The 12,029-nt window shown below is 66.5% G+C and carries 9 protein-coding genes; all 9 read left to right on the top strand.

Going from position 1 to position 12,029, the window contains the following annotated elements; genetic code table 11:
• The first annotated feature begins 43 nt into the window (after window positions 1-43).
• The 9 genes from H3005_RS06190 to cueR all read left to right on the top strand — a co-directional run bounded on the left by H3005_RS06190 (window position 44) and on the right by cueR (window position 11,996).
• On the top strand, window positions 44-1,633 hold the full coding sequence (locus tag H3005_RS06190; protein WP_191077779.1) for a calcineurin-like phosphoesterase family protein: 1,590 nt from the start codon (window positions 44-46) through the stop codon (window positions 1,631-1,633).
• Between the two features lie 48 nt (window positions 1,634-1,681).
• Window positions 1,682-1,966: a hypothetical protein gene (locus tag H3005_RS06185; protein WP_025874818.1), complete on the top strand. Its 285-nt coding sequence runs from the start codon at window positions 1,682-1,684 to the stop codon at window positions 1,964-1,966.
• 85 nt (window positions 1,967-2,051) lie between these two features.
• Entirely contained in the window at window positions 2,052-3,074 is a 1,023-nt protein-coding gene (locus H3005_RS06180) for a glucokinase (RefSeq protein WP_089240843.1), read from the top strand.
• Between the two features lie 52 nt (window positions 3,075-3,126).
• A complete protein-coding gene (locus H3005_RS06175) occupies window positions 3,127-4,125 on the top strand; it encodes a N(4)-(beta-N-acetylglucosaminyl)-L-asparaginase (protein ID WP_191077778.1) in 999 nt (332 codons plus the stop codon).
• On the top strand, window positions 4,122-4,853 hold the full coding sequence (locus H3005_RS06170) for a copper homeostasis protein CutC (RefSeq protein ID WP_191077777.1): 732 nt from the start codon (window positions 4,122-4,124) through the stop codon (window positions 4,851-4,853). The genes H3005_RS06175 and H3005_RS06170 overlap by 4 nt, the downstream gene beginning before the upstream one ends.
• Window positions 4,854-5,141: 288 nt before the next feature.
• Window positions 5,142-5,600: a hypothetical protein gene (locus tag H3005_RS06165; RefSeq protein ID WP_191077776.1), complete on the top strand. Its 459-nt coding sequence runs from the start codon at window positions 5,142-5,144 to the stop codon at window positions 5,598-5,600.
• A 287-nt stretch (window positions 5,601-5,887) separates the two neighbouring features.
• Complete coding sequence (locus tag H3005_RS06160; RefSeq protein WP_191077775.1) at window positions 5,888-8,845, top strand: TonB-dependent receptor; 2,958 nt, start codon at window positions 5,888-5,890, stop codon at window positions 8,843-8,845.
• Between the two features lie 184 nt (window positions 8,846-9,029).
• Complete coding sequence (locus H3005_RS06155; RefSeq protein ID WP_191077774.1) at window positions 9,030-11,531, top strand: heavy metal translocating P-type ATPase; 2,502 nt, start codon at window positions 9,030-9,032, stop codon at window positions 11,529-11,531.
• A gap of 12 nt (window positions 11,532-11,543) precedes the next feature.
• Window positions 11,544-11,996, top strand: a complete 453-nt coding sequence (gene cueR / locus H3005_RS06150; RefSeq protein WP_191077773.1) for a Cu(I)-responsive transcriptional regulator — start codon at window positions 11,544-11,546, stop codon at window positions 11,994-11,996.
• Window positions 11,997-12,029 lie beyond the last annotated feature (33 nt).

Here is a 12,029-nt window from a genome sequence, read left to right as displayed (position 1 = left end):
CGCACCTACAATATGGCGTCTTCTTTTTCCCGGACCCGCCCCCATGAAACTGCCTGCCGTCTGGCTGTGCTGCCTGTTGCTGACCTCGCCGGCCTGGGCCGCGGACACCGTGGTCAGCGGCAAGGTCTATCTGGAGCGAGACGGCAAGCCGGGCCGCGGTGCGACCGATCCGGGTCTGGCCGGGGTGCAGGTGTCCAATGGCGAAACCATCGTCAAGACCGCTGCCGACGGCAGCTACAGCCTGCCGGTGCGTGACGGCCAGACGGTCTTCGTCATCAAGCCCGATGCCTATTCCTTCCCGAAGGCTGCCGACGGCCTGCCGTCGTTCTGGCGGCACTACCGGCCGAACGGTTCCCCGGCGCTGAAGTACGGCGGCATCGCGGCCACCAGTGACGTCGCCCGCAACTGGGATTTCGCCCTGCAGAACGACCGGCATGACAGCCGTCGTGGCTTCCAGATGCTGGTGTTCACCGATTCGCAGACCGCCAGCCTGCAGGACATCGGCTACTACCAGCAGTCGATCGTGGCGCCGCTGGTGGGGCAGACCAAGGCGCGTCTGGGTACCACGCTGGGTGACATCGTCAACGACGATCTGACCCTGTACCCGGCGATCAACAAGGTCACCACCGAACTCGGCGTGCCGTGGTTCCACGTGCCCGGCAACCACGACCTGGATTTCGATGCGGCCAATGACGCGCATTCGCTGGACAGCTGGCGCAACATCTACGGCCCCGATACCTATGCGGTGGAAGAGGGCGGCGCAAGCTTCGTGTTCCTCGACGATGTGGTGTACGACCCCACTGCCAAGCCGAAGTATGTCGGCGGCCTGCGCGAGGATCAGTTCGCCTTCCTGGCTGCGTATCTGAAGGGCCTGCACAAGGACCGCCTGCTGGTGCTGGGCATGCACATCCCGCTGTTCGATGCGGCGCCGGGGCGCGAGACCTTCCGCCATGCAGACCGTCAGCGCCTGTTCGACCTGCTGAAGGACTTCCGCAACGTGCTGGTGCTCAGCGGGCACAGCCACACCCAGCAGCACGTCTACCACGGCAAGGCTGACGGCTGGCAGGGTGCCAGGCCGCTGCATGAGTACAACGTCGGTGCCAACTGCGGTGCGTTCTGGTCGGGCGTGAAAAATGCCGCCGGCGTACCGGACAGCACCATGAGCGATGGCACGCCGAAGGGCTATGCGCTGCTGGACGTGGCCGGCAACGGCAGCTACCGACTGCAGTACCGGGTGGCCGGTGCGGCAGCCAGCGAGCAGATCGGCCTGCATGCGCCAAAGGTGCTGCGCAAGGGCGCGTACCCGGCGTGGGGCATCTACGCCAACGTGTACATGGGCGAGGATGCCAGCGTGGTCGAGTATCGCGTCGATGGCGGCGCTTGGCAGCCGATGAAGCAGGTCAGCCAGCCTGATCCGCGGCTGATGGTGGAGAACGTCGCCGACGATCTGGCCTCCACGCTGCGCGGCTACGATCGTTCGCCGGAAGCCACTGCTTCGCCGCACCTGTGGCGTGGTGCGTTGCCGACCGATCTGGCCGTGGGCAGCCACAAGGTCGAGGTGCGTTCCACCCAGCCGGATGGTGCGGTGTTCACCGCCAGCACCAGCTACAACCTGCAGACCGCGCAACCCTGAGCGCGGGCCGGGCTTCCGTCACGCACTTCCATCACGAAAGGACGCAGCATGGACATCCGCTTCATGGCCGGCACCACGCCGGTCACCCTCAGCCGCCACTGGTTCACCGGCGCGATGATGCTGCAGAGCGCCAGCGAGAAGGTCTGGGTGCAGCACCCGCTGCATCCGGGCACGCACTTCTCGTTCTCGCTGGTACAGTCGTGGCAGCGCCATATCGCCGGCCATGAAGTGCTGGTGGAGCGGACCCGGCCGCTGCTGTTCGCCGGGTTCCGTCCGCAGCGCCTGCGGGTGCTGGTGGATGGCGTGCAGGTGGCCGAGCAGGAAGGCATGTGACCCCGGGTGCCGCTGTCGCCGCGCTAGGCAAAGGCCGGCGGATGCCTGAGAATCGGGACGATTCAATCGATCCAAGCAGGCCAGCGTGAACGTTGCAGCAGTGTCCCCGGTTCCATCCGAACCCGCCCGCAGCGGCGTTCCACGCAGCCTGGTGGTCGCCGATGTCGGCGGTACCTTCGCCCGTCTGGCGCTGGCCGAGACCGTGCCGGGGCAGGCGCCGCGGCTGGGCAGCTACCGCACCTACGCCTGTGCCGACCACCCCAGCCTGGCGGCGATCCTCGCCGATTTCACCGCCAGCCTCGGCCAGCCGATGGCCAGCGCGGTGGTCGCCATCGCCGGCCTGCTCGACGGCGACACCCTGATCAACGCCAATCTGCCGTGGACGGTATCGCTGTCGGCAACGCGCCGCGAGTCGGGCCTGCCCGACCTGCAGCTGATCAATGATTTCGAAGCGGTGGCGCTGGCCATTCCCTATCTGCAGGCCGACACGCTGGTGCCGTTGAACGGCGATGCCGATCCGGCCAAGACGTTCCCGGCGCTGGTGCTGGGGCCGGGCACCGGCCTGGGGGCGGCATTGCGCTTCGCCGATGGCGAGCGCCCGGTGCTGGCCAGCGAGATCGGCCACGCTGCGTTGGGGGCCGGCAACGCTCTGGAACTGCATGTGCTGGGCCAGCTGCTGCAGCGCTGGCCGCACGTGGACAACGAGCGCGTGCTGTCCGGCAGCGGCCTGATGAACCTGTATCCCTGCTTGTGCGAACTGCGCGGCGTGGCGCCGCAATGGACCAGCACCGAAGCGCTGATCGCGGCTGCGCGGCAAGGCGACGATGCGCTGGCGGTGGAGACCCTGCAGGTGTTCTGTGCCTGGCTGGGCAGCCTGGCCGGTGACGCAGCGATCGCCGTCGGCGCGCGCTCGGTGTACCTGGCCGGCGGCATTTCCACCCATGTGCAGGACTTCCTGGCCGACGGCCGTTTCCGTGAGCGCTTCCTCAACAAGGGCGTGCTGACCGACGTGCTGCGCCAGGTGCCGGTGTGGCGGGTCGAACATGGCCAGCTGGGCGTGCTCGGTGCAGCGGCCTGGCACGCAGCGCGGACGCCCGCGCACGATTGATCGGCGCTGCCGGCATCGGGCCGGCGGGCGCAGCATGCAGACGGAGGCGAAGATGGTGGATCGCAGGCAGTTCCTGCAGGCCGGTGCACTGGCCGCAGGTGTGGCAGCGTTGCCGGTGGTGAAGGCGCGTACGCAGGGCGGAGCCAAGGTGGTATCGACCTGGGACTTCGGCGTGCCGGCCAACCAGACCGCGTGGAAAGTGCTGGCGCAGGGCGGCAGTGCGCTGGATGCGGTGGAAGCCGGTGCACGCTGGGCCGAAAGCGAGCTGTGCAACCCCACCGTCGGCCATTGCGGCAACCCGGACCGCGACGGCGTGCTGAGCCTGGACGCCAGCATCATGGACGGCGATGGCCGCTGTGGCGCGGTCGCTGCGCTGGTCGACATCCTGCATCCGGTCTCGGTGGCCCGCAAAGTGATGGAGAACAGCCCGCACGTGCTGCTGGTGGGCGAGGGCGCCCAGCAGTTCGCCGTGCAGCAGGGCTTCGAGCGGCAGCACCTGCTGACCCCGAAGGCCGAAGCGGCGTGGCGCGAATGGTTGAAGACCGAGAAGTACGCGCCGCAGATCAATGCCGAGCGCCGCGGTCTACCCGGCAACACCGACAACCACGACACCATCGGCATGCTGGCGCTGGATGCCAAGGGCAATCTGGCCGGTGCCTGCACCACCAGCGGCATGGCCTGGAAACTGCACGGCCGGGTGGGCGACAGTCCGATCATCGGCGCTGGCCTGTACGTGGACAACGAAGTGGGCGCCGCCACCGCCTCGGGTGTGGGCGAAGAGATGATCCGCAACGCGGCCTCGTTCCTGGTGGTCGAGCTGATGCGCCAGGGGCGTTCACCGGCACAGGCGTGCCGCGAGGCGATCGACCGCGTGGTGCGCAAGCGCCCCGAAGCGAGCCGCACGCTGCAGGTCTGCTTCCTGGCGATGAACAAGCAGGGCGAGGTCGGTGCCTATGCGCTGCATCGTGGCTTCGTCTATGCGGTGTGCGATGCGCAGCGCCAGGATGACCTGCGCGACTCGCCGTCGATCTATGCGAGCACGCAGGCGTGAGCGTGCGCCTGACGCTGGAGATCGCCAGCAACTCGGTGGCCTCGGCGTTGGCCGCGCAGGCCGGTGGCGCAGACCGCATCGAACTGTTCGACAATCTCGCTGAGGGCGGCACTACGCCGTCGTTTGCCGGCATCGCCATCGCCCGCGAGCGGCTGCAGATTCCGTTGTTCGTGCTGGTGCGACCACGCCCGGGTGATTTCCACTACGACGCGCTGGAAACCGAACTGATGCTGCGTGATATCGCCCAGTGCCGCGCGCTGGGCTGCGATGGCGTGGTGATCGGTGCGCTGGATGCGCAGGGCGACATCGACCTGCCGCTGTGCCGGGAACTGGTGCGGGCGGCCGGCCCGCTGCAGGTGACCTTCCACCGTGCGTTCGATGCCGCGCGCGATCTGCCGGCGGCGCTGGAACAGGTGATCGGGCTGGGCTGCCAGCGGGTACTGACCTCCGGCGGTCAGGCCAGCGCCGAAACCGGTGCCGAGGTACTGGCCGCGCTGGTCGCACAGGCGGCCGGCCGGATCAGCGTCATGGCTGGTGCCGGGCTTGGCCCCGGCAACATCGCCGCCGTGGCGTGGCGGACCGGCTGCGTCGAACTGCATGCCTCGGCCAAGGGGCAGCGGTGCTCGGCCATGCAGTTCCAGAACCCGGCCCTGCGCGGGCTGGACCCGGACTGGAGCCAGACCGACACGGCGACAGTGACCGCACTGCGGAAGGCGCTGGACGCCTGAGAGCTGCCGGGGTTGGATCCCTTCGCAGAAGGGCTCCGACCCCATTGCCGAACGCGAACCCGTTGCCGAAAAGTGACGCTTCTGACATGCGCGGATGGACAGTCCGTCCGCCAAACAGCGGAGAGCAGGGGCATCCGTGTTTCCGAATGGACGAGCAAGTCAGGATTGTCGACAGTGGGGTCCAACTCCCTGTGGCAACGATCCTCCTTCCGCATGCCTCGACTGCTCTTGCTACTTCTCTGTCTGCTGCCAACCGCCGCAATAGCTGCGGATGAAGGACAGTCACCAGTGTTGATCTGGAAGGCGGCCGGTCCGGAGGAAAACAGCATCCGCGCTATGCTGAGCGGGGTGACGCTGGCACCCGCTGCTACAGGCGCGTTCGTCGACACTCGCGTACATATGCTTGGAAACAAGCGCTTTCGGGCGCTGTATCAGGTGTTCGATTCAAACACCTCCAATCCGACGGGCCGCTGTGGCGCGGGGCGCGAGATACATCTGTTCGTCTACGAATTGACCCGGCCGAAGCCCATCGAACGCGGCAATATAGTGATCAGCAGCTGCCTGGAGACCGTCTCCCTCGCCAGTCAGAACTCGGGAAGCCCCGGCAGTGAATCCGATCTTTCTTCCGTGACCTGGCAGGACGACGGGTTCACCATCGAATGGTGGGGTATCGGACCCGGAGGCAACGCATCAAGCCACTACGTCCTCCGCGATGGCTGGTTTGTTCCAGATCCACCGGACCTTTGAAGTCGTTGAAGACGGACAAAACCGTTCCGCGCGTGTTTGTCGCAATCGTGTCATCGCTTCGTGCGTAGTTCTTTCAGCGATGTTTCGCAAATATATGATTTTCTTAGAGTCCGGGAACTGAAAGCGACGTGTCGCAGCGCTTTGCTGCGTCGCCGCATGCCGGGCGTGGTTCAGCTGTGCTTTAGTTTGGATCGATCCACAGGGGAGGGTGATCGAATCGAGAAGGATCGATTCAACGCCCGGGATCGCCATCCGACCGCGCGCCCACCATCCAAGAGCAACCACCCATGGCTCAGTCCGTCCGCAACCGTCGTCATCTGCTGTCCCAGGCCCTCGTCCTTGCCTTGCTGCCCTTTGCCGCTGGCGCACAGGAAGCGGCCACGTCGTCCACCAAGGACCTCGATGCCGTCACCGTTACCGGTTCGCGCATCAAGCGTGCCGGCGTCGAGGGCCCGGCCCCGGTCAACGTGATCACCGCTGCACAGATCCAGAAGGAAGGCTTCGTCACCGTCTACGACGCGCTGAAGACGCTGACCGAAGCGACCGGCACCGTCGAAGCGGCGTCGCAGTGGGGCTCGCACACACCCAACGCGAGCGGCCTGAACCTGCGCGGCATGGGCCCCAACCGCAGCCTGCTGCTGGTCAACGGCCGCCGCGTGGCCGACTACCCGCTGCCCTATGGCGGCGAGACCAATTTCTCCAACTACAGCAACATTCCTGCCGCTGCCGTGGAGCGCATCGAAGTGCTGACCGGCGGCGCGTCGGCGATCTATGGTTCGGACGCCATCGCCGGCGTGGTCAACGTCATCCTGAAGACCAACTACGACGGCGACGAAGTGCGCGTGCGCGGTGGTACCTCGACCGAAGGCGGCCGCGATACCTGGGATCTGTCCTGGGCGGGCGGCAAGACCGGCGACAACTGGAGCGTGACCTATGCACTGCAGTACACCAAGCGCGATCCGCTGTTCGGCCGCGACCGGCCGCAGATGGACGACGCTGACGATGCGCTGTACCCGTCCTGGAACATGGAACAGCGCAAGGTCGGTTTCCGTCCCACCGCAGGCCTGGCGCTGATCGACCCGAGCAACGGCCAGCGCCTGGCACCGCCGGACGGTACCTGCGAGAAATTCGCTGGCGAGTACTACACCGCCGATCGGCTGGTCTACAACTACAACGCCAATACAGTGAGCAACACCGGCCGCCTGTGCGGCATGAGCGCCGACTACGCCAACTGGCTGCTGACTGGCGGCTCGGAGAACGTGTCGGGCAATCTCTATGGCACCTTCGATTTCGGTGATGGCCTGCAGGCCTGGAGCAACCTGGCGGTGTACCGGTCCGAGGCGATCTGGGGCACCAATCCCCCCAGCGTTTCGTTGATCGACGATGCCAACGGCTATTACTGGGATGCCAACCGCAATCGCCCGGTGCTCGGCGTGCGCCAGTTCACGCCGAACGAAGTCGGTGGCCTGGACACGCTGCGCAATACCAACCGCGAGTTGTCGTGGGATATCAGCGCAGGCCTGCGCGGACGCCTGGCCGATCGCTTCGACTGGAGCGCCACGGTTGGCCGTTCCTACTACCGCGTTGAAGAGCGGCAGAACGTGGTGGACGAACAGAAGTCGTACGACTTCTTCCTCGGCCCACGGCTGGGCACCACCGGCGACGGAGAGGCCATCTACGCATTGAACGAAGCGCGCTGGTGGAACCCGATCACCCCGGACCAGTACTGGCAGATGGGCACGGTCGCCAAGAACCGCGCGTCCTCCTACGTCAACCAGGCCTCGGCCGACATCACTGGTGAACTGTTGCAGGGCTGGGCCGGTCCGATTTCGTTCGCGGCGGTGGCCGAAGTGGCGAAGCAGGGCTATCACCTCAGCCCGGATCCGCGTGCCGGCATCGATTTCGACCTGCAGAACGTTGATCGTGGCGGTGGTGAGCGCACCCGCTATTCGGCCGGTGTCGAGTTCAAGATTCCCTTGGCCGACAGCCTGATCGCCACCGCTGCGGCACGCTACGACCGTTATGGAAGCTACAAGGCCGACGGCGGCGGCGAGGCGCTGGATGTCGGCAGCCAGAAGGAAACCACCTGGAATGCCGGTCTGGAATGGCGACCGTTCGAGTCGCTGCTGGTACGCGGCTCCTACGCGACCAGCTTCCACGCGCCGGACATGCACTACCTGCTGGGCCAGGCCAGCAGTTCCGAGGTGCTGACCTACGACCGCCTGCGCTGCATCGAGAGCGGCGCGTATCTGGTCAACAACTGCGGCGTGGGCAATACCGATGTCTGGTATGCGTTCGACGTGAACCGTCGGGGCACGCCACTGCTGCGCTCGGAGACCGGCAATTCGTGGACGGTCGGCTTCGTCTGGGACGTACTGCCGAACCTGTCGATGAGCGCGGATTACTGGGCGATCAAGCTGGAAGACATGATCGTCGACGTCGGTGCGGACGAAGTACTGGCCAGCGAAGCGGGCTGCCTGACCGGCAAGAACATGGACGGTACGCCGTGGGCGAACCCGGCGGGTGGCGAGTACTGCGCCGGCATCCTCGCCCGGGTGAATCGTGACAGCAGCGGGCGGTTGGTGTCGATCGAGCGCGGGCCGTTCAACCTGGCCAGCCGCGAGGTGCGTGGCATCGACCTGAGCGCGCGCTACCGACTGGAGACGGCCGCATGGGGCAGCTTCCAGCTGGGGGTGAACTACACCAACCAGATCTCGACGAAGGAGCAGCGCTACGCCAACGACCCGAACCCCGAGCGCCGCGACCGTGACCTGCGCAGCAAGCTGCGCGCGAGCCTGGCCTGGCAGGGCGGCAACTGGAACGCGAACGTGTATGCCGACCGCATCGGCTCGGTGCCGGGCGTGCGCTACCACTGGGGCACCGACCGCCTGGACAACCCCGGCGGCTGCCTGCCGTTCGCCGATGGCTACGTGCCCAGCGACAGTCCGTCGCTGAACTGCCTGGAGCCTGCCACGCGTCCGGATGGATCGGTCAATACGAACCCGAACGCCGGGCAGCAGACGGCGCGCTACTACGGCCGGGTCGGGCCGTTCATCACCTGGAACTTCAACGTTGGCTACCAGGTGACCGAGTTCATGAAGGTCAATCTGTACGTGAACAACGCTTTCAACGCGACCAGCTGGAACCACAAGGACCCGTACAAGGTCGACTACGATTTCGCCCCGACGCGTCTGCTCGGTGCGGTGGGTCGTGAGTTCGCGCTGGAGTATGTGTTCACCTTCTGAGGGACGGCGGCGCCGGGCACGACCCGGCGCCAGCCACGGGGTGACGGGCAGCCACGCATGGCGTGGCTCTACTGGGCGCGCGCGGGATGGATGGGCCATCGGCGGGAGAGGGTGGATTTGACCTTCCCACGATGGCAAGGTCTAGGCTGGTCACCTCTCCAGATGGAACCAGGGAAACCAGGCCATGAGCACCTCCAGCGTTACCGCCGTCCCCGGGACGACTTCCACCCTCAGCCTGCCGATCGAAGGCATGACCTGCGCCAGCTGTGTTGGCCGGGTTGAGGCGGCCCTGGCCAAGGTCGAGGGGGTCGCCAGCGTCTCAGTCAACCTGGCCACCGAGCGTGCGGACATCCGCTCCTCTGGTCCGATCGACCGCGACGCGCTGATCCAGGCGGTGGAAAGAGTGGGTTATGAGGTACCGGCTGCGACCACCGAACTGGCCGTGGAAGGCATGACCTGCGCGTCCTGCGTCGGGCGCGTGGAGCGCGCGCTGTTGGCGGTGCCGGGCGTCAGCCAGGCCAGCGTCAACCTGGCCACCGAACGTGCGACCGTGCGCGGCGTCGCCGGCATCGACGCATTGGTAGCGGCGATCGACAAGGTCGGCTACGCGGCGCACGCGATCGATGGCGGCACCCAGGTCGATGAGGAAGCGGCGGAAAAGAAGGATGCCGAGCGGGTGGCGCTGAAACGCGACCTGATCCTGGCCAGCGTGCTGGCAGCACCGGTGTTCGTGCTGGAAATGGGTTCGCACCTGATTCCCGGCATGCATCACTGGGTGATGTCCACGATCGGCCTCCAGGCCAGCTGGTACCTGCAGTTCGTGCTGACCACGCTGGTCCTGGCCATTCCCGGCCGGCGCTTCTACCAGAAGGGCTTCCCGGCGCTGCTGCGCTTGGCGCCTGACATGAACTCGCTGGTGGCGGTGGGTACCGCTGCGGCGTTCGGCTATTCGGTCGTGGCCACCTTCATCCCGCACCTGTTGCCGGCGGGCACGGTGAATGTCTACTACGAAGCAGCGGCGGTGATCGTCGCGTTGATCCTGCTCGGGCGGTTCCTGGAGGTGCGCGCGAAAGGCCGCACGTCAGAGGCGATCAAGCGCCTGGTCAACCTGCAGGCCAAGGTGGCGCACGTCAGCCGCGAAGGGCGCATCGTCGATATCCCGATCAACGAGGTGCTGCTGGGCGACCTGCTGGAAGTGCGTCCGGGCGAGCGCGTGCCGGTGGATGGTGAGGTGACGGAAGGTCGCAGTTTCGTCGACGAGTCGATGATCACCGGCGAGCCGATCCCGGTGGAGAAGTCGGCAGGCAGCGGCGTGGTCGGCGGCACCGTCAACCAGAAGGGCGCACTGACCCTGCGTGCGACGGCGGTGGGTGGGCAGACCATGCTGGCGCAGATCATCCGTCTGGTTGAACAGGCGCAGGGCTCCAAGCTGCCGATCCAGGCCGTGGTCGACAAGGTGACGCTGTGGTTCGTGCCGGCGGTGATGCTGGCGGCCCTCGCTACGTTCCTGGTGTGGCTGATCTTCGGGCCGTCGCCGGCGCTGACCTTCGCGCTGGTCAACGCGGTGGCCGTGCTGATCATTGCCTGCCCGTGCGCGATGGGGCTGGCGACGCCGACCTCGATCATGGTCGGCACCGGCCGCGGCGCCGAGATGGGCGTGCTGTTCCGCAAGGGCGAGGCGCTGCAGTTGTTGAAGGACGCCAAGGTGGTGGCGGTGGACAAGACCGGCACCTTGACCGAAGGCCGCCCGTTGCTGACCGACCTGGAGATCGCCGACGGCTTCGATCGCGCGCAGGTACTGGCACGGGTGGCAGCGGTGGAGTCGCGCTCGGAACATCCGATCGCCCGCGCCATTGTCGAGGCAGCGACGGAGGAGGGCATCGCGCTGCCGGCGATGGTTGATTTCGAGTCGGTGACCGGCATGGGCGTGCGTGCCACCGTCGATGGCGCACGCGTGGAAGTGGGCGCCGATCGTTTCATGCGTTCGCTGGGCGTGGACATCGGCAGTTTCGCCGCGCTGGCCGATCGCCTGGGCAACGAAGGAAAGTCGCCGCTGTATGCCGCCATCGATGGCCGCCTGGCGGCGATCATCGCCGTCTCCGATCCGATCAAGCCGAGTACGCCGGCCGCCATTGCCGCCCTGCACCAGCTTGGCCTGAAGGTGGCGATGATCACCGGTGACAACGCCGCTACCGCGCAGGCCATCGCCCGCCAGCTCGGCATCGATGAAGTGGTGGCCGAAGTGCTGCCGGAAGGCAAGGTGGAGGCAGTGCGCCGGTTGAAGGCGGCTTACGGTCAGATCGCGTTCGTCGGTGATGGCATCAACGATGCGCCGGCGCTGGCCGAGGCTGATGTCGGCCTGGCCATCGGCACCGGCACCGACGTCGCGGTGGAGTCGGCCGACGTGGTGCTGATGTCCGGCAACCTGCAGGGCGTGCCCAACGCCATCGCGCTGTCGAAGGCGACCATCGGCAACATCCGCCAGAACCTGTTCTGGGCCTTTGCCTACAACACCGCATTGATTCCGGTCGCGGCCGGTGCGCTGTATCCGGTATGGGGCGTGTTGCTGTCACCGGTGTTCGCGGCCGGTGCCATGGCCCTGTCCAGTGTGTTCGTGCTCGGTAATGCGCTGCGCCTGCGGCGCTTCCAGGCGCCGATGGCGGACGCGTCCCATGCGGCCCACTGAAGGAGCGATTGCATGAACATCGGTGAAGCATCGAAGGCATCCAGCGTGTCGGCCAAGATGATCCGCTACTACGAGCAGATCGGCCTGATTCCGCCCGCTGACCGCACCGGCGCGGGCTATCGCGCCTATTCGCAGTCCGACGTGCATCGGCTGCGTTTCATCCGTCGCGCGCGTGATCTCGGCTTTTCGGTGGCCGAGATCACCGACCTGCTGGGCCTGTGGAACGACACGTCGCGCCACAGCGCCGACGTCAAGCGCCTGGCCGAGCAGCACATCGATGACCTGGAACAGCGCATCGAGAACATGCGGCAGATGGCCGACACGCTGAAATCGCTGATCAGCTGCTGCGCCGGCGATGATCGACCCGAGTGCCCGATCCTGCAGCGGCTGGGCGAGGGCGAAGAGGGCGCTGCGCCGGTTGCAGCGCCCGCCGGGGCAGTACGCAGGCGCGCGCGCAGGACCTGACGAAGACAGATGGAAAAGAAAATGCCCGCCCCG

Source organism: Stenotrophomonas sp. Br8, from assembly GCF_014763005.1.
In the GTDB taxonomy this organism is placed as follows: domain Bacteria; phylum Pseudomonadota; class Gammaproteobacteria; order Xanthomonadales; family Xanthomonadaceae; genus Stenotrophomonas; species Stenotrophomonas lactitubi.
This window is presented reverse-complemented; position numbering and strand designations above follow the sequence as displayed.

Coding starts and splice junctions, on each gene's coding strand:
- H3005_RS06190 (WP_191077779.1), top strand. CDS start 44: ATGAAACTGCCTGCCGTCTGGCTGTGCTGCCTGTTGCTGACCTCGCCG.
- H3005_RS06185 (WP_025874818.1), top strand. CDS start 1,682: ATGGACATCCGCTTCATGGCCGGCACCACGCCGGTCACCCTCAGCCGC.
- H3005_RS06175 (WP_191077778.1), top strand. CDS start 3,127: ATGGTGGATCGCAGGCAGTTCCTGCAGGCCGGTGCACTGGCCGCAGGT.
- H3005_RS06160 (WP_191077775.1), top strand. CDS start 5,888: ATGGCTCAGTCCGTCCGCAACCGTCGTCATCTGCTGTCCCAGGCCCTC.
- H3005_RS06155 (WP_191077774.1), top strand. CDS start 9,030: ATGAGCACCTCCAGCGTTACCGCCGTCCCCGGGACGACTTCCACCCTC.
- cueR (WP_191077773.1), top strand. CDS start 11,544: ATGAACATCGGTGAAGCATCGAAGGCATCCAGCGTGTCGGCCAAGATG.